We start from the raw sequence: 14,592 nt of genomic DNA, 5'->3' as shown, positions 1-14,592 counted from the left end.
TTTCAGCCTCCAAATGCCAGTTTGAGCAGGGCGAAGATCGAGGCGACGCCGACCACCACGGGAAAGAATGTGTTGAGCGCGAGCAGCGCCAGCCTCATGCCCTCGCCATGGACATAGTCCTCGATGATCGCCTGCATGCCGAGCCGCATATGATAAAGCCCGGACAAGAGCACCAGGGCCAGGACCAGCGCCACGAACGGGTTGGCAAGTGCGGCGCGCACCTCCACATAGCCGGCGCCATTCAACGCGATCAGGAAGCCTACGAAGAACAGGATCAGCGGGATGTTGGCGATCGCCGTCAGGCGCTGGCGCCAGAAATGCTCCGTGCCCTCGCGGGCGGAGCCGAGGCCGCGGACCTTCGCCAGCGGCGTGCGCATGTCGGTGTTGTGGTGGCTCACGATCAGGCTCCCCGCGCCATATAGCCGGCGACCCAAATCAGCAGCGTCAGCACGATCGAGCCGGCCAGCGTCGCCCAGGCGATCCTGGAGGCGGTGTCCTTTTCAAGACCTGCCCCGGTGTCCCAGATCAGATGGCGCACGCCGCCCAGCATGTGGTGCATCAGCGCCCAGGTATAGCCGAACAGCACCAGCCGCCCCAGCCACGAGCCGAAGGCCCAGTTGACGGCATCGAAGGTGGATTGCGAGCTCGCCGCCGCCATCAGCCACAGGGCGACCAGCAGCGTGCCGAAATAGAGCGCCCCGCCGGTGATGCGATGGATGATCGACATCGTCATCGTGATCGGCGGCCGATAGACGGTCAGATGCGGCGAAAGCGGCCGTTCACGTCTGGCAAATTCGCGGGTGGCTGGTGATTTGCTCATGGCTCCCCCAGTTCGGCGTCTCTGGAGCCCCAGGTGGAAATGCGGCGTTACCGCTTCCGGTTGCGACTTCGGACAGCCGGTTTCTAATGCTCTTTTTGCACCGCGTCAAAGCCAGAAAACCGTTTCGAAAACGTAATTTAGTCTGACAAAAGGGGCGGTCTTTGCTTCAATCGATTAGGGCGCGACCCAAAGCCGGCGCTATGTTCGCTGCAGTGCGGTAAACTGATTAACGCTTACAGGTCAGCGGCGTCTTACCGCCCTTCATCACCAGCGCATCGCGCCCGTCGATCACGATTGCGTCATGCGCCTCGCCGAAGCGGCTGCTTTGATTGGCCGGCGAGGCCGGCAGTTCCTCGCTGGCGCCGTCTGGGCCAAGCACGCGCACCGATGTGCCGAGGTTTTCGATAGTGATCCTGGTGCCATCGGCGCAATTGTAGGTCGCGGTGCGCGGCTGCGGCGCCGTCAAATCGGTCGTGCCGGCCCTCGGCGCATTGGTCTGCGACACGCAGGCAGCAGTGATCAGCAATGAAAAAAGGGCAAGCGTCACCCGAAACGTCCGGCGTAACGCCATATGCTGTCTCCCTACGCATCAAACCAGCCGCGATGCTTGCCAAGATCACCCGACACCGGGCGCGATGGTGCGGGCAAGCATGGCCGAAAGATGACCGCGGCCGCCCAGGCGCCGGATATTAACCATGTTTGCCGAGACCTGACGGCCAGCAGGGCTAGCCTCTTAACAAAGGTTAATAAAAGGTTAATTTCCGAGTCAGAGGAAGTTCGCCTCTGACAAATGGAGGACGCCATGCGTTCGAACTCAGGCAGATCGCGCCTTTCGGCGCTCATCTTGATGGCGGTGGCCATCGGCTTCGCAGCACCGGCACTCGCCGGGACGCGCGACCGCGTCTACGCCGATTCCTTCGGAAATCTGGTCATCGAGAGCGCCGCCGGCTACAAGCGCATCCTCGTTGGCGAGGGCAACCTGGCCAAGGAACTGTCGGACTACACCGGCGCCGGTCAGCCCAAAATCTATGAAAACGAAGCGGATGACGTCAGCAGTCGCGACTGCTACAGGCCCCCGGTTTTCGTGAAGGGCCGCAGTTACATGTACGGCCTTTCAGACGGCGAGATGCCCGAACTCAGCCCCTGCCGCTGATTCTGTCAGGCGTCGCCACTGGGGTCTGCAGGGCTGGCTCTAACGCAATACGCACGCGATCGCGCCCGCCGCGCTTGGCTTGGTAAAGCGCTTCGTCCGCGCGCCGCATGAGATCGGCGAAACCCTCGCCCGGTTGAAGCTCGGCAACGCCGAAGCTGGCGGTGCAGCGATGGTCCGCCGGCAGGCAGTCGATCGGCAAGGCACCGAAAGCGCTGCGTGTCCCTTCGGCAAGGAGCCGCGCCGCGGCGAGGTTGGTCCCCGGCAGTATGATCGCGAACTCTTCTCCGCCGATGCGGCCGGCGACGTGATGGTCGGCGGCGGCGTCACGCAGGAAGCCAGCAAAGGTCCCGATGACCCGGTCACCGGACGCATGGCCGAAACTATCGTTGACGCTCTTGAAATGATCGAGGTCGGCGATGACCAGGGCGACCGGAACGCCTTTGCGCACGGCATCGCGCATCGCGAGTTCCGCGTGACGTTCGAAGCCGCCCCGGTTGAACAACCTTGAAAGCGTGTCCGTCTCCGACTTCGACGTCGCCTCGGCGAGCACATCGCGGACCAGGATGATCAGAACAAGAAGCGCGATTGCCATGGCGAACACAGTGCCAAGCGATTGCGACACCAGAGCGTAGTCGCTCCGCATATAGGCCTGCGGATTGACGCCCCAGCCACCCAGAGCGTGGGCGATGAAAGGCTTGCTCACGAATTGCAGGGCACTGGCCGCCAGCACAGCCATGAGCACACGGTCGAGCCGGTCGCGTTTTTGCCTGGACGACCCGACGATGCCGAGGCCGACGAACTGCATGGCCGCATAGGGGAGCTGGTAGGCCATCATGCGGGCAAGCGACTGACGTGGCAGATCCTGCACGAAGTACACTGCGACGGTGGCCGCAACCAGAAAGACAAGCATCGGATGCCAGGGCGTCGCCACGCCGTATTTATGGGCGAGCCCAGCATTGAAGACGATGGTGGCGCCGAGGAAAACGGCGAAAGCCGTGACGACCGCAGGTCGCGCATTGTCGAAGACCGGAATGCTGAATTCGACGATGTAATAGCCCACGCCGAGCAGGTAGCCGAGGGCCAGCCAGCGTGCCGACACGCGCCCTACATCGTAGAACGCGATCGTCATGAAGGCTGCGGCCAGCAGGCCGGCAACGAACAGGTTGATTGCAAGGATGAAGCCTGCGCCGCCCATGTGATTTTCGCACTCCCTGCGAAAGCAAATCACGGACGGGCGAAAAAGACGTTAATGCGAACCCAAGCGCGTATGATCAGCCGGCTTTGAGCGGTTCCACGACGGATACCGATTCCGGCTGTTCATAGGCCGACCGTTCATAAGATAGCCGCACGCTGTCGCGACCATTCCCTTTGGCTTTGTAGAGCGCCTCGTCGGCGCGGCGCATCAGCGGCTCAAGTCCTTCGTCGCCGGTGCGGGCCGTCACGCCGAAGCTCGCGGTCACTCTTGTGCCGGGCGGAAGCCCGTCGACGCTGCCCGCCGAATAGAGCGTGCGAATGGCTTCGGCAAACAGCCTTGCCGCGCCGAGGTCGCTCAGCGGCAAAAGCACGGCGAACTCCTCGCCACCGATGCGGCCGGCGACGCCGCGCGTGCCGGCAGCCGATAGAAGCTTGGCGGCGAAGTCGGCGATCACGCGATCGCCCGCCGCATGCCCGTGAAGGTCGTTGAGCGCCTTGAAATGATCGAGGTCGGCGAGCACCAGCGCGACCGGCATTTTGGCGGTGGCGCAGTGAAGCAGGAGAAGCCTGGCGCGCTCCTCGAAGCCGCGGCGGTTGAGCAGGCCCGACAGCGGATCGGTATACGCCTCGGCCTTCAGCGCCTTCATCACATCGAGCGCCGCCGCGCAGAACAGGCAAAGCGCGATGAGCAGCGACAGCAGCGCATGCGACAGCAACGCCGTCGTCCAGTAGGACGAGGCGTAAAAGCCGTCATAGCTTGTGAAGGGTCCGTGCGCGATGATGACGGCCAGTGTCCGCACGAAGAAATTCAGGCCGGAAAGCAGCGACAGCACGAACAGGATCATTTCGGTCGGACCCCTGCCGCGCACCGGGCGCAGTTCGGCCGCCACAAGCAGGCTGAGGCCGCCGAAGCCGAAATTCATCGCCAGGATCCGCCAAGTGAGGTCTGGCTGAACGAACAGGAACCAGCAGAATGCGGTCAGGCCGCCGCCCGCCAGAACGCCGATCCCGACATAGGGCACGCGCCGCCCATAGCGTGCCACGATCGCGCTGCAGAGGCAGCAGGCGGCAAAGGTGAAGCATGTATTGGAGAGCAGCTTGGTCGGCGCCATGCCGACGGGCAGGGTGAAGTACTGCAACAGGAATCCCGCCGCCGAGAGCGAGTAGCTGGCGGCGAGCACAGCCAGATAGGGGCGGTGGCGCTGGTAGAACCACAGCACGAGAAACACCGCGCCGAGCGCAAGCGCGATCGTCGGATTGAGCAACGCTACCAGCAAACCGGTGTCCAAAGGACCGTGAACCCCCACGCTTCCGCCAGGGAAGACCTTAGGGCGGAAGCCCAAACAAGCGGTTAAGTCCAAGCAAGCCGTTGAGCAAAGTCGAATATGCGCCGGGTCGCCCATGAAGCTGATGCGCGGAACTTGAAACCGCGATCGGCGTTTTCCAGCAGCAATCGATGGAGACGCTTCATGGCCGATACGATCATGCTGACTGATCACGAAGCAATTCGCTCATGGGTCGCGGCGCGCGCCGGATTTCCGGCAATCGTCGACGTGTCGCCCGAAACGGGAACGCAAGCCATGCTGAGGCTGGTCTTCGGCCAGCACGCTTATCAGGACCAGGATCTGGGCGAACGTCCGGTCAATGCGGGCGGCTACGAGCTGGTCGAATGGGACGAATGGTTCAAGCTCTTCGACGAACGTCAGCTGGCACTCGTAGTCGCTGCGGAGCAACCCGGCCGGCGTGAGCAATTCCATGAGTTCGTAAGGCGCCCGGCGTGAAGAAAACCCGAACCGCATCGCGGTTCGGGTTCTGGCATGCACTCAACTGTGGCGGCCCGAGTTATTTCCACTCATGCCTGAATCTATTTCCACTCACGGATATCGACGAAGTGGCCGGCGATCGCCGCTGCTGCCGCCATGGCCGGCGACACCAGATGGGTGCGGCCCTTGAAGCCCTGGCGGCCCTCGAAATTGCGGTTCGAGGTCGAGGCGCAGCGCTCATGCGGCTTCAGGCGGTCGTCGTTCATGGCAAGGCACATCGAGCAGCCCGGCTCGCGCCAATCGAAGCCGGCGGCGAGGAAGATCTTGTCGAGACCTTCGGCCTCCGCCTGCTCCTTGACCAGGCCTGACCCCGGCACGATCATCGCATCGACATGCGGGCTGACTTTTTTGCCCTCGACCACCTTGGCGACGGCGCGCAAATCCTCGATGCGACCGTTGGTGCAGGAGCCGATAAAGACGCGGTCGAGCGAAATGTCAGTGATCTTGGTGCCCGGCTTCAGGCCCATATAATCGAGCGCGCGCTGCTTGGAGGTGCGCTTGTTCTCGTCAGCGATATCGTCGGGGTTCGGCACGATGCCCTGGACCGAGACGACGTCCTCGGGCGAAGAGCCCCAGGAGACGATAGGCGGCAGTTTCGCCGCGTCGAGCACGACCACCTTGTCGAAATGCGCGCCTTCGTCGGACTGCAGCGTCTTCCAGTAGGCAAGCGCGGCCTCCCACGCCTCGCCCTTGGGAGCGCGCGGCTTGTCCTTGACATAGGCGAAGGTCGTCTCGTCGGGCGCGATCAGGCCGGCCCGGGCGCCGCCCTCGATCGACATGTTGCAGATGGTCATGCGGCCTTCCATGGACAGCGCCCGGATCGCCTCGCCGGCATATTCGATGACATAGCCGGTGCCGCCGGCAGTGCCGATCTCGCCGATGATCGCCAAAATGATGTCCTTGGCGGTGACGCCTTCCGGCAGCACGCCGTCGACGCGCACCAGCATGTTCTTGGCCTTGCGCTGGATCAGCGTCTGCGTGGCCAGCACATGCTCGACTTCCGAGGTGCCGATGCCATGCGCCAAAGCACCGAAAGCGCCGTGCGTCGAGGTGTGGCTGTCACCGCAGACGATGGTCATGCCGGGCAGAGTAAAGCCCTGCTCGGGGCCGATGATGTGGACGATGCCCTGGCGGATGTCCTTTTCGGAATAATATTCGACGCCAAAATCCTTGGCATTCTTGGCCAGCGCCTCGACCTGGATGCGGCTTTCCTCGTTCTTGATGCCGAACTTGCGCTCGGGCGAGGTCGACACATTGTGGTCGACCACGGCCAGCGTCTTTTCAGGATGGCGGACCTTTCTGCCGGTCATGCGCAGGCCTTCGAAGGCTTGCGGGCTGGTCACTTCATGGACGAGGTGGCGGTCGATATAGAGCAGGCAGGTGCCGTCGTCCTGGCGGTCGACGACATGGTCGTCGAATATCTTGTCGTAGAGGGTGCGCGGTGCGCTCATGTGCGTAAATCCGTCGATATGAAAATGGGAAGGACAAGCGCCGGCTAGCCGGCGAACACGGCCTAGCGAAGTCGGCTGGTCAGAGCGCCGGAAACGCGCGCGGAGAATCGCGACGGCAGGCGTTTTCTATCCTGCAGCACGAAGCCCTTGTAGGCCGGATCGCCAAAAAGCTGTTCCATGGCGTGGCTCATATCAATGTTTTGGGTTTTCGGCAATTGGTAGGGTGTGGCGCGGCTTCCCCTTCTCCCCTTGTGGGAGAAGGTGGATCGGCGCGCAGCGCCGAGACGGTTGAGGGGTGCTGGACGGATCGCTGTCGTTGCCAAGCTGGAACACCCCTCATCCGACCGAGCTTCGCTCGGCCACCTTCTCCCACAGGGGGAGAAGGGAAAGTGCCGCCCCTCAAAGCACTTCAAACACAAACGTCTTCACCAACGCCTCGGGCTCGGCGATGGCATAGCAGCGGAACCATGGGCTTTCTTCGACCGGCCGCCATTTCTTCGCCTGCTCCAGCTCGGCAAAAACGTCACGAAAGCCGCCGCTCTCGAACACCTGGTCGCGAACGGTGAAGATGGCATGGCCGCCCTTGCGGGTGATGCGCACCAGTTCATGCAGGCCGGAAGCCGGCGCGTGGCTGAGGGTGAACACGCCGGTCGAAAAGAAGGCGCGGAAATACCCGTCGGGCCAAGGCAGCGGACCGCCGAGCATCGCCTGTTTCAACTCGCTGTAGGCCTGCCGGCTGCTGGCGATTTTCAGCATGTCCTCCGACAGGTCGAGCCCGGCAATGTCCTGATAGCCCAGCGCCTTGAGCGACGGTCCCGACAGGCCCGTGCCGCAGCCGGCGTCGAGCAGCGGCCCCTCGCCCGATGGCACATGGCGCGCCACCCAGGCGGCGATCAGGAACGGCAGGAGATAGCCGAGCGAGGCGGTTTCGCTGTCATAGGTCGCAGCCCATGCGGCATAAGCTTGCGCCAGCGCTTCCGGTGTATCCGCCGTATAGACGGACTCCAGCGCCGCATTGGCTTTGTCGATGTTCATGGATCAATTCCTCCGCAACCGGGCAGGTCAATCGTAGCGCCGTCTTCGCCTGCCTTCTATTCCTCATGCTGGCGGCGCAACCGCTTCTCCAGCGCCCGCAAGGCCAGCGACAGGCCAACCGTCAGGATGAGATAGATATAGGCGACGATCGAATAGGTTTCGAAGAAGCGAAACGAGCCGGCGGCGTAGATCTTGCCCATCTGGGTGATGTCGGCGACGCCGAGCACCGAGACCAGCGACGAATCCTTGACCATGGCGACGAAATCATTGCCGAGCGGCGGCAAGATGGTGCGGATCGCCTGCGGAAAGACGATCAGCCGGAAACGCTGCGTGCGCGTCAGCCCCAGCGCCTTCGCCGCCTCGATTTGGCCCTTCTCGACCGCCTGGATGCCGGCGCGGAAGACCTCCGAGATGAAGGCCGAGTAGCCGATGGTCAGCGCCATGATGGCGCGCCACAGCAGCGACACGTCTCGCACCAGCAGCTCGCCGAAGACGCCGGCGCTTTGCAGTGGCGCGGTCAGCGCGTTCCACGCCGCGACGAAGGCCGGCGCACCGGCAAACGCGATCCAGAACAACAGCACCAGGATCGGCACGCCGCGGATGATCTCGACATAGAAACGAGCGATCTGACGCAACCAGCGCGACCCTGACAGCCCCATCAGCGCGATGCCGAGCCCGATGGCGGAAGCCAGGGCAAAGGCGACAATTGTGACGAAGACAGTGATGCCGATGCCCTTGGCGACGGTCGCGAAAACCTGGGCGTAGAGGTCGCTTGCGGCGATGAAGATGGCGGCGGCCACGGCGAGCGCGATCGCCGCAGCAAGCCACCAGGGAAAGTCGGTTTTGGAGGTGGAAGATGCGGGCGTTGGCATCAAGCGATGCCGGTGAAGCAGACATCGCGAAGGCATGGTGCCAAGGCACCCCCCTCTGTCCTGCCGGACATCTCCCCCTCAAGGGGGGAGATTGGCTGTTCATTCTGCTTTCGCCAATCTCCAACGTTAGAGAAAAAGCGCGGCCAGCGAAGCTGCCAATCTCCCCCCTTGAGGGGGAGATGTCCGGCAGGACAGAGGGGGGTGGACGAGCGCGGAGTCAGCGCGAATTCCTGCGCATCACCCAACGTGCGCAACAATGGAAGCTACTGCCCCATCTTGTAATCAAGGAACCATTTCTTGTTGAGCGCGTCGAGCGTGCCGTCGGCCTTCAGTGCGGCGATCGCCGCATTGACCGGCTTCACCAGATCCGAGCCTTTCGGGAAAATAAAGCCGAAATCCTCGGTGCCGAGCGGTCCGCCGATCAGCTTCAGCCCGCCATTGGACGCCTCGACATAGCCCTTGCCGGCAGTGCCGTCGGTCAAAACGACATCGACGTCACCAGTCTTCAGCGCCTGCACCGTCGCACCGAACGTCTCGAACAGTTTGATGCGCGGGTTCTGCTCATTGCCGTCGAGCACGCTGTAGACGGCGGTGTAGAAGGGCGTGGTGCCGGCCTGCGCGCCGATCAGCCCATCCTTGAAGGCGCCGAAGGTCTTGGCGTCGGTGAAGCGCTTCTCGTCGCCGCGCACCAGCATGAACTGTTCCGAGCGCATATAAGGGTCGGAGAAATCGACCTTCTGCTTGCGGTCGTCTTTAATGGTGATGCCGGTCATGCCGATGTTGTACTGGTTGTCGGAAACCGCCTGGATCATCGCGTCCCAGGAGGTGTTCTGGTACTCGACCTGGAAATTCAGCCGCTTGGCGATCTCGTTCATCGCGTCATATTCCCAACCGATCTGCTTGCCGGTCTTGGCGTCGATGAACTGCAGCGGCGGATAGGCGTTCTCCGTCACTACCACCACCTTCTTGCCGCCGAGATCGGGCAGCGCCTGCGCCAGGGCGACGACGGGCGCGAGAATCAGAGCCAACAGGCCGGCCAACAGCAGTTTCGATTTGGTCATGACACACCCCAAGAACTTGAACAGCCTGGACATTGTCGAGGCTTGCAGGAAAACCCGGCGCCGACTTTAGCTTTCCGTTAGCGGCTTGCAAGCCGGTCCGATGCGCCGCTTTGCGCTAAAACGGATTCTAATGGTTCCAACCGAGCGCTTGCGCAACGATTCGTGCCTTGCGGATCAAACCCCGTCCGGCGCGTCACCTCAGGGACAAAAAAGGCGGCCGAAGCCGCCTTTCCGAAGCACGGTTGTTGAAAAAACTTATTCGGCGACAGCCGCTTCCGCAGCCTTGGCGGCCTCGTCGGCGGCCTTCTTCTCGGCGGCGTCCTGGGCTGCCTTCTCGGCGGCCAGCGCCTGCGCGGCGGCCACCTTCTCGGCCTCGATGCGGGCCTTTTCGGCGTTCAGCGCATCGCGCTCCTCATCGTTCAGCTTGCGGGCGCGCACGCCGGTGTTTTCCGAAATACGGGCCGATTTGCCGCGGCGATCGCGCAGGTAGTAAAGCTTGGCGCGACGCACCTTGCCACGGCGCACGATCTCGACGCCCTCGACCATCGGCGAATAGACCGGGAACACGCGCTCCACGCCTTCGCCGTAGGAAATCTTGCGAACGGTGAAGCTCTCCTGGAAACCGGCGCCGGCGCGGGCGATGACGACGCCCTCATAGGCCTGGACACGGGTACGGGTGCCTTCGGTCACGCGGACCTGGACGCGCACGGTATCGCCGGGCTGGAATTCGGGAAGCTTGCGCTTGGCTTCGATCTTGGCGGCCTGTTCGGCCTCGAGCTGACGGAGGATGTCCATCGTAAAAATCCACTTCTTGTTCTTCCGACAGTCAGAGCGTCCGACACTCGCCTTGCAGTTCCATTGACCGCTCGGCTATGCCCTTCGTTCGCGAGAACATCGGGCAGGGGCGACTACACCGCCATTGTTGACGGGTCCGGCAGATTTTTCTTCCGGTTCGGGCGGGCACATACAGCTATTTCGACGCTTTGTCACGCCTTTGCCGTGTTCTTTTTTGGTCGTTGGCCGACATTGCAATCTCTCAGCAGGGGTTGCGTCGAAGGCCCAAGCTTTTTAAGCCGGGTAAAACGTGACTTTCCTCCGGCGGCAATACCCCCATGCCAGTTCTCGATGCGGCCCTGCTCTTTTTCGCGGGCTTTCTCTCAGGTGCCGTCAACGCGATAGCGGGCGGCGGGACGTTCGTAACCTTCGGCGCCATGACGCTGGTCGGCTTGCCGCCGATCGTCGCCAACGCGACCTCGTCGGTGACACAGTTTCCCGGCTACATCACCTCGACGCTCGCCTACTGGTCCGACATCAAGCATTTCTGGCGCACGGCGTTGCTGCTCGGCCTCATATCGGCTTTCGGCGCGCTGGCCGGTGCACTCATCCTTCTGGCGCTCGACAATCCGTCGTTCCGCGTCCTGGTGCCATGGCTGCTGCTGGCGGCGACTGCGCTATTCGCCGCTGGGCCGTGGCTGAAGCCGGCACCCAAGCCGGGGCATGAGGCCGCGGTGGGTTCGCTGGTCGGCTCCCTGGCGCAATTCGCCACCGCAGTCTATGGCGGTTTCTTCGGCGCCGGCATGGGCGTCATGATGCTGGCAACGCTCGGCCTCACCCAGCCCGGCGACTATCACCGCCTGAACGCGCTGAAGAACATGCTGGCCGTGGTCATCGCGGCGATAGCCATCCTGGTCTTCGTCTCCGGCGGCGTGATCGCCTGGCCGCAAGCGATCATCATGATACCGGGCGGCGCGCTGGGCGGCTATGCCGGCGTCTGGATCGCCAAGCGCGTGCCGCAAATTGCCGTGCGCGGCTTCGTGGTTGGGATCGGCGTGTTCCTGGCCTTTTACTATTTTGCCAAGGGCTGAGCGGCTAACAGGTCAGGCCGCCTTTCCCTGGTCAGCTTTTCCGACTCAGCGCGCCGCCATGCGGCGATCTTCTTGTGATTGCCCGAGGTGAGAACCTCGGGGATTTGCCGGCCTTCGAATTCCTGCGGGCGCGTGTAGTGCGGATGTTCGAGCAGGCCGTTTTCAAAACTCTCTTCATCGCCTGATACCGCATTGCCCATCACGCCGGGCAACAGCCGCACCACGGCGTCGAGCAGCACGAGCGCTGCCGGCTCGCCGCCGGACAGGATGAAGTCGCCGACCGAGACCTCCTCGAGCCCACGCGCGTCGATCACCCGCTGGTCGACGCCTTCGAAGCGTCCGCAGACGATGACGACGCCCGGCCCGGCGGCCAGTTCGCGCACGCGGGACTGCGTCAGCGGTTTTCCACGCGGACTCATCAGCAGCCGTGGCCGTGGATCACCCGGTGGCGAGGCATGGTCGATCGCCTTGGCCAAAACGTCGGCGCGCATCACCATGCCGGCGCCGCCACCGGCCGGTGTGTCGTCGACGGTGCGGTGGCGGTCGCTGGCGAAATCGCGGATCTGGATTGCTTCCAGCTCCCACGTGCCAGCCTCCAGCGCTCTGCCGGCCAGCGACAGGCCGAGCGCGCCGGGAAACATCTCCGGATAGAGCGTCAGCACCGAGGCGGAAAAGCTCACCGGTTGCCCCCGGCGTCCTTCGGCCCGCGCGGCCTGCCCTTCGGGTCGAAACCGTCGCCACCGGGAGGCTCGCCGTCTTCGTCCTCGACCAGTCCCGCCGCCGCCGGATCGATTCGGACGAAACCCTCTTTGATAGACACGTCAGGCACGGCGGCCTGCGTGAACGGGATCAGCACGCCTTTGCGCTCGCCAAGCATCACATCGAGAATGTCGCCGCCACCGAAATTATGCACGGCCACGACCTTGCCGATGTCAGCACCGGTATCGTCCCGGACCGCCAGCCCGACGAGATCGGCATGATAGAATTCGTCCTCTTCGCCATCGTCCGGCAGCATCGAGCGGTCGACGAACAATTCCGTGCCGGCAAGCGCCTCGGCAGCGTTGCGGTCGCTGATGCCCTTGAAGCGCACCACGACGACCGTGTTGGCCGGCCTGATGTCGACGATCTGAAAGGCGCGGCCGTCCCTGGCATAGAGCGGCCCGTAGTCGGCCAGCGCCAACGGGTCACCGGTGAAGGTTTTCACGCGCAATTCGCCCTTGATGCCGTGGGCGGCGCCGATCACGGCCATCTGGACGGGGTTTTGCGGTTTGGTCATCGGCGGAAAAATCCTTTGGCCTTGCTCTAGCTCCACCCTCTTGTCATTTCAATGACGCGGCTCTTCACCGCTTCCTAACCCGGCTGCCGGAAGATGGCCCAGAATTGGAAGAACGAATTGGAAGAACGGAATATCGAAAGAGCCAATGCAGGAATTTCTTATTCCAGCCAAACCAGACCTTCAGGCGGCCCGCGAAACCTGGCTGAAGATGCTGGCGCGCGAACGCCGGCTATCGCCGGAAACCGTGGAAGCCTATGAGCGCGACACGCGCCAATTCCTGCACTTCCTGACCGGCCATTGCGGCGGCTCGCCCGGCATTTCGGATATCGCCGATCTGCGCCCGGCCGATCTGCGCGGCTTTCTCGCCGCTCGCCGCGCCGGGGGCGCCGGCGCCCGCACGCTCGGGCGGGGGCTCGCCGGCATCCGTTCGTTGCTGCGCTTTCTGGAGCGGCGCGGCCTCGTCAATGCGGCGGGCGCTGCGGCACTGCGCGCGCCACGGCAGCCGAAGTCGCTGCCCAAGCCGCTGACGGCAAGCGATGCCAAACACGTTGTTTCGATGGAAGGCCAGCTGGCGGAGGAGCCGTGGATCGCCGCCCGCAACGCCGCCGTGCTGACGCTGCTCTACGGCTCGGGCCTGCGCATTTCCGAGGCGCTCGGATTGTCGGGCGCCGATCTGTCGTCGGCTGGCGATAGCGTGCTGCGCGTCACCGGCAAGGGTGGCAAGACCCGGCTGGTTCCGGTGCTGCCGGTGGCGCTGAGGGCGATCGCCGAATACCGCCGGCTCTGCCCCTGGCATCTCGACCCCAAGGGCCTGCTGTTTCGCGGCGCCCGCGGCGGCCCGCTCAACCCGGCCATCGTCCAGCGCGACATGGCGAAGCTGCGCTCGGCGCTCAATCTGCCCGATACCGCCACGCCGCACGCCTTGCGCCATTCCTTCGCCACGCATCTGCTTGGGCGCGGCGGCGACCTGCGCACCATCCAGGAACTTTTGGGACATGCCAGCCTGTCGACGACGCAGATCTACACCGGCGTCGACACCGCCAGGCTGCTCGAAATCTACGAAGCCGCCCATCCGCGGGCGTGAGCGACGTGCAGGCCTGCAAAGTCCGGACAGCGCACGCGCAACGAGCCCCGTTCAAGACAATTTGGATAAGCCAGTTAACCGTTTCGCCGCTTTTTTAGGCCTAGAAAGAGCCATGAAACGCGTCATCGCCATTACCGACCGCGCGGCTTTTGTGTCGCTGAAGCTGCTTGTGGTACTCAACGCCCTGTTTCTTGTCTCTTTTTTCGTCGTCGCGTTGCTCGCGGCCGGCAAGGCGCACGCCGGGAGCCCGGCTTGCGGCGGCGCCGACATGCCGTCGAGTCCGGCGGGCTGCGCCGCATCGAGAAAATGACTTTTCGCCGGCCCCAACAAGTTATCGATCATGCCGGGCCGATCCCTCGCTGCCTTCATGACGCCCTGCATCCTCCCGACGGGGAGGTCTCGTCGAAGATTTCCGCAAGGCCGCCTGAACCCTGACGTCGTTTACTGAGTTGCACGGTTGAGTTGCGGACCAGGAAGACATGATTCCGATCGATGCCTTCCCGAATCAGGACGCGAGGGCGGCGGTCCGGTCTTGGTGCAGGATGGCTGAAAAGGCTCGTTTTGGCTCGATCTCCGCCAATTTTGCGAGGGAAATGCGTGCGGACAAACGATTCCAGGCGCAGATTGCCCTGTTTTCGGCGTTTTCGATACCTAGCGTGAAACCTGTTCAACGATTGCGCGTTGATTTGTGTTGATTGATACTTTTCATCCACGGAGGACACTTTTATGGCGAATCCAAACGACCCGTACACCACTCCGACCCCCCCTCCCAAGTCGGGTGGCGGCGGCAGCGGCTGGCTGATTGCCCTGGTTGTCGTTATCCTGGCTATTGTCGCTTACTATATTTTTGGAAGAAGCGGTGAAACGCCCGCGCCTGCTGAGCCGCCGGCCGCCAGCACGCCAGCCCCAGCGCCCGCAGAACCGGCGCCTGCACCGGCCCCGGCGCCCGCAGAACCGG

General features: G+C 63.3%; 18 protein-coding genes. 6 read left to right on the top strand and 12 right to left on the bottom strand.

The window, feature by feature from the left end; all coding sequences use genetic code 11:
• Nucleotides 1-2: 2 nt before the first annotated feature.
• The 3 genes from sdhD to EJ075_RS10900 form a co-directional block, all read right to left on the bottom strand.
• The gene (sdhD, locus tag EJ075_RS10910) at nucleotides 3-398 is read right to left on the bottom strand and encodes a succinate dehydrogenase, hydrophobic membrane anchor protein (RefSeq protein WP_095484915.1); all 396 of its coding nucleotides are present in this window, start codon (nucleotides 396-398) and stop codon (nucleotides 3-5) included.
• A 2-nt stretch (nucleotides 399-400) separates the two neighbouring features.
• On the bottom strand, nucleotides 401-820 hold the full coding sequence (sdhC, locus tag EJ075_RS10905; RefSeq protein WP_126104353.1) for a succinate dehydrogenase, cytochrome b556 subunit: 420 nt from the start codon (nucleotides 818-820) through the stop codon (nucleotides 401-403).
• 226 nt (nucleotides 821-1,046) lie between these two features.
• On the bottom strand, nucleotides 1,047-1,391 hold the full coding sequence (locus tag EJ075_RS10900) for a hypothetical protein (protein WP_126104352.1): 345 nt from the start codon (nucleotides 1,389-1,391) through the stop codon (nucleotides 1,047-1,049).
• 231 nt (nucleotides 1,392-1,622) lie between these two features.
• Between EJ075_RS10900 and EJ075_RS10895 the strand changes: the two genes are divergently transcribed.
• On the top strand, nucleotides 1,623-1,973 hold the full coding sequence (locus EJ075_RS10895) for a hypothetical protein (RefSeq protein ID WP_095485116.1): 351 nt from the start codon (nucleotides 1,623-1,625) through the stop codon (nucleotides 1,971-1,973).
• Here the strand turns inward: EJ075_RS10895 and EJ075_RS10890 are convergent.
• Nucleotides 1,957-3,168: a GGDEF domain-containing protein gene (locus tag EJ075_RS10890; RefSeq protein WP_126104351.1), complete on the bottom strand. Its 1,212-nt coding sequence runs from the start codon at nucleotides 3,166-3,168 to the stop codon at nucleotides 1,957-1,959. The two genes, EJ075_RS10895 and EJ075_RS10890, sit on opposite strands and share 17 nt — an antisense overlap.
• Nucleotides 3,169-3,244: 76 nt before the next feature.
• Complete coding sequence (locus tag EJ075_RS10885; protein ID WP_126104350.1) at nucleotides 3,245-4,456, bottom strand: GGDEF domain-containing protein; 1,212 nt, start codon at nucleotides 4,454-4,456, stop codon at nucleotides 3,245-3,247.
• Nucleotides 4,457-4,636: 180 nt separating this feature from the next.
• On the opposite strand from EJ075_RS10885, the gene EJ075_RS10880 reads away from it, so the two are divergent.
• On the top strand, nucleotides 4,637-4,948 hold the full coding sequence (locus tag EJ075_RS10880) for a hypothetical protein (RefSeq protein WP_095484910.1): 312 nt from the start codon (nucleotides 4,637-4,639) through the stop codon (nucleotides 4,946-4,948).
• A gap of 83 nt (nucleotides 4,949-5,031) precedes the next feature.
• Here EJ075_RS10880 and leuC read toward each other — a convergent pair whose 3' ends face one another.
• From leuC to rplS, 5 genes are all read right to left on the bottom strand, one after another.
• Nucleotides 5,032-6,441, bottom strand: coding sequence for a 3-isopropylmalate dehydratase large subunit (gene leuC, locus EJ075_RS10875; protein ID WP_126104349.1), 1,410 nt, complete (start codon nucleotides 6,439-6,441; stop codon nucleotides 5,032-5,034).
• A gap of 399 nt (nucleotides 6,442-6,840) precedes the next feature.
• On the bottom strand, nucleotides 6,841-7,476 hold the full coding sequence (locus tag EJ075_RS10860; protein ID WP_095484907.1) for a class I SAM-dependent methyltransferase: 636 nt from the start codon (nucleotides 7,474-7,476) through the stop codon (nucleotides 6,841-6,843).
• Between the two features lie 56 nt (nucleotides 7,477-7,532).
• Complete coding sequence (locus tag EJ075_RS10855) at nucleotides 7,533-8,348, bottom strand: amino acid ABC transporter permease (RefSeq protein ID WP_126104348.1); 816 nt, start codon at nucleotides 8,346-8,348, stop codon at nucleotides 7,533-7,535.
• A 263-nt stretch (nucleotides 8,349-8,611) separates the two neighbouring features.
• Nucleotides 8,612-9,409 (bottom strand): transporter substrate-binding domain-containing protein, encoded by a 798-nt coding sequence (locus EJ075_RS10845; RefSeq protein ID WP_126104347.1) that lies wholly within the window; start codon nucleotides 9,407-9,409, stop codon nucleotides 8,612-8,614.
• A gap of 255 nt (nucleotides 9,410-9,664) precedes the next feature.
• Nucleotides 9,665-10,204, bottom strand: a complete 540-nt coding sequence (gene rplS / locus EJ075_RS10840) for a 50S ribosomal protein L19 (protein ID WP_095484904.1) — start codon at nucleotides 10,202-10,204, stop codon at nucleotides 9,665-9,667.
• Nucleotides 10,205-10,521: 317 nt separating this feature from the next.
• On the opposite strand from rplS, the gene EJ075_RS10830 reads away from it, so the two are divergent.
• Nucleotides 10,522-11,274, top strand: coding sequence for a sulfite exporter TauE/SafE family protein (locus EJ075_RS10830; RefSeq protein WP_095484903.1), 753 nt, complete (start codon nucleotides 10,522-10,524; stop codon nucleotides 11,272-11,274).
• Here the strand turns inward: EJ075_RS10830 and trmD are convergent.
• On the bottom strand, nucleotides 11,256-11,954 hold the full coding sequence (gene trmD, locus EJ075_RS10825; protein WP_095484902.1) for a tRNA (guanosine(37)-N1)-methyltransferase TrmD: 699 nt from the start codon (nucleotides 11,952-11,954) through the stop codon (nucleotides 11,256-11,258). The genes EJ075_RS10830 and trmD overlap by 19 nt on opposite strands.
• Entirely contained in the window at nucleotides 11,951-12,550 is a 600-nt protein-coding gene (gene rimM / locus EJ075_RS10820; protein ID WP_095484901.1) for a ribosome maturation factor RimM, read from the bottom strand. Before rimM ends, trmD begins: the two co-directional genes overlap by 4 nt.
• Before the next feature lie 145 nt (nucleotides 12,551-12,695).
• On the opposite strand from rimM, the gene EJ075_RS10815 reads away from it, so the two are divergent.
• The 3 genes from EJ075_RS10815 (at nucleotide 12,696) to EJ075_RS10805 (ending at nucleotide 14,329) form a co-directional block, all read left to right on the top strand.
• On the top strand, nucleotides 12,696-13,634 hold the full coding sequence (locus EJ075_RS10815) for a tyrosine recombinase XerC (protein WP_126104346.1): 939 nt from the start codon (nucleotides 12,696-12,698) through the stop codon (nucleotides 13,632-13,634).
• Between the two features lie 112 nt (nucleotides 13,635-13,746).
• Nucleotides 13,747-13,944 (top strand): hypothetical protein, encoded by a 198-nt coding sequence (locus EJ075_RS10810; protein ID WP_245458136.1) that lies wholly within the window; start codon nucleotides 13,747-13,749, stop codon nucleotides 13,942-13,944.
• A 169-nt stretch (nucleotides 13,945-14,113) separates the two neighbouring features.
• Complete coding sequence (locus EJ075_RS10805) at nucleotides 14,114-14,329, top strand: hypothetical protein (RefSeq protein WP_126104345.1); 216 nt, start codon at nucleotides 14,114-14,116, stop codon at nucleotides 14,327-14,329.
• Nucleotides 14,330-14,592 lie beyond the last annotated feature (263 nt).

Source organism: Mesorhizobium sp. M6A.T.Cr.TU.016.01.1.1, from assembly GCF_003952585.1.
Taxonomy (GTDB): Bacteria; Pseudomonadota; Alphaproteobacteria; order Rhizobiales; family Rhizobiaceae; genus Mesorhizobium; species Mesorhizobium mediterraneum.
Note: the sequence above shows the minus strand (reverse complement) of the source record. Positions and strands in the feature narration are given on the sequence as shown.

What these genes read in the sequence shown, in the direction of transcription:
- sdhC (WP_126104353.1), bottom strand. Translation starts at nt 820, where the DNA reads ATGAGCAAATCACCAGCCACCCGCGAATTTGCCAGACGTGAACGGCCG.
- EJ075_RS10900 (WP_126104352.1), bottom strand. Translation starts at nt 1,391, where the DNA reads ATGGCGTTACGCCGGACGTTTCGGGTGACGCTTGCCCTTTTTTCATTG.
- EJ075_RS10895 (WP_095485116.1), top strand. Translation starts at nt 1,623, where the DNA reads ATGCGTTCGAACTCAGGCAGATCGCGCCTTTCGGCGCTCATCTTGATG.
- EJ075_RS10890 (WP_126104351.1), bottom strand. Translation starts at nt 3,168, where the DNA reads ATGGGCGGCGCAGGCTTCATCCTTGCAATCAACCTGTTCGTTGCCGGC.
- EJ075_RS10880 (WP_095484910.1), top strand. Translation starts at nt 4,637, where the DNA reads ATGGCCGATACGATCATGCTGACTGATCACGAAGCAATTCGCTCATGG.
- leuC (WP_126104349.1), bottom strand. Translation starts at nt 6,441, where the DNA reads ATGAGCGCACCGCGCACCCTCTACGACAAGATATTCGACGACCATGTC.
- EJ075_RS10860 (WP_095484907.1), bottom strand. Translation starts at nt 7,476, where the DNA reads ATGAACATCGACAAAGCCAATGCGGCGCTGGAGTCCGTCTATACGGCG.
- EJ075_RS10855 (WP_126104348.1), bottom strand. Translation starts at nt 8,348, where the DNA reads ATGCCAACGCCCGCATCTTCCACCTCCAAAACCGACTTTCCCTGGTGG.
- EJ075_RS10845 (WP_126104347.1), bottom strand. Translation starts at nt 9,409, where the DNA reads ATGACCAAATCGAAACTGCTGTTGGCCGGCCTGTTGGCTCTGATTCTC.
- rplS (WP_095484904.1), bottom strand. Translation starts at nt 10,204, where the DNA reads ATGGACATCCTCCGTCAGCTCGAGGCCGAACAGGCCGCCAAGATCGAA.
- EJ075_RS10830 (WP_095484903.1), top strand. Translation starts at nt 10,522, where the DNA reads ATGCCAGTTCTCGATGCGGCCCTGCTCTTTTTCGCGGGCTTTCTCTCA.
- rimM (WP_095484901.1), bottom strand. Translation starts at nt 12,550, where the DNA reads ATGACCAAACCGCAAAACCCCGTCCAGATGGCCGTGATCGGCGCCGCC.
- EJ075_RS10815 (WP_126104346.1), top strand. Translation starts at nt 12,696, where the DNA reads ATGCAGGAATTTCTTATTCCAGCCAAACCAGACCTTCAGGCGGCCCGC.
- EJ075_RS10810 (WP_245458136.1), top strand. Translation starts at nt 13,747, where the DNA reads ATGAAACGCGTCATCGCCATTACCGACCGCGCGGCTTTTGTGTCGCTG.
- EJ075_RS10805 (WP_126104345.1), top strand. Translation starts at nt 14,114, where the DNA reads ATGATTCCGATCGATGCCTTCCCGAATCAGGACGCGAGGGCGGCGGTC.